1 protein-coding gene is annotated in these 625 nt (G+C 48.3%); it reads right to left on the bottom strand.

Annotation, left to right across the window (positions count from 1 at the left end; translation table 11 throughout):
* Nucleotides 1-625 (bottom strand): LapD/MoxY N-terminal periplasmic domain-containing protein (locus R8N49_RS28295; RefSeq protein WP_318190589.1); only part of this gene is annotated, 625 nt, incomplete at both ends.

Below are 625 nucleotides of genomic sequence, written 5' to 3'. Positions count from 1 at the left end.
CTTTTGTCTCGTAAATGTCGCCAATATATTCTGCATGGAGTAGCGCGATACCCCCTTGCGTTTGTTCTGCCAACCATTGGTCAACTTGGTTGATGTAGAACGAGCGGTTACCTAGTTTGGAGATAGGATCTAGGTATGCTTGAGCACGTAGACGTTGTGCTTCTTTGGCCTGTTCTTTAAATGACAACTCAATCTGTGCCGACATCATGTTGATGCCATCCACGACCGCGATCAGGTCTTTGGTTTTAGGGCGAGTGAGTGGCTCACCAAACTGGTTGTTTGCGATGTCGTGCATTTTCTTCACGATAGCAGCCAGTGGCTTTAGAGAACGACGCAGAATGTAAGAAATCGCAATCAATCCCGCTAGGAAGATGACGCTAAACGCAGATAGCAAACGGATAAAACCTTGCCATAGCTGTTCATACGCCGCGCCTGGGTGGCTGATGATTTCGACTTCGGCCAGTTGCATCCAACCACTGGTGACCACGCGTTTATCGTGAATCGCTTTGAACAGATTCATGTCGATAAACCATTGCGGAACGGTGCTTGGTTTTACTGGGTAAGAGCGTACGATCTGGTAATCAGAATCTAACGCGGTGAGACGCACCACTGAGTAGGTACTGCC

The organism is Vibrio sp. 1978 (genome assembly GCF_033344345.1).
Note: the sequence above shows the minus strand (reverse complement) of the source record. Positions and strands in the feature narration are given on the sequence as shown.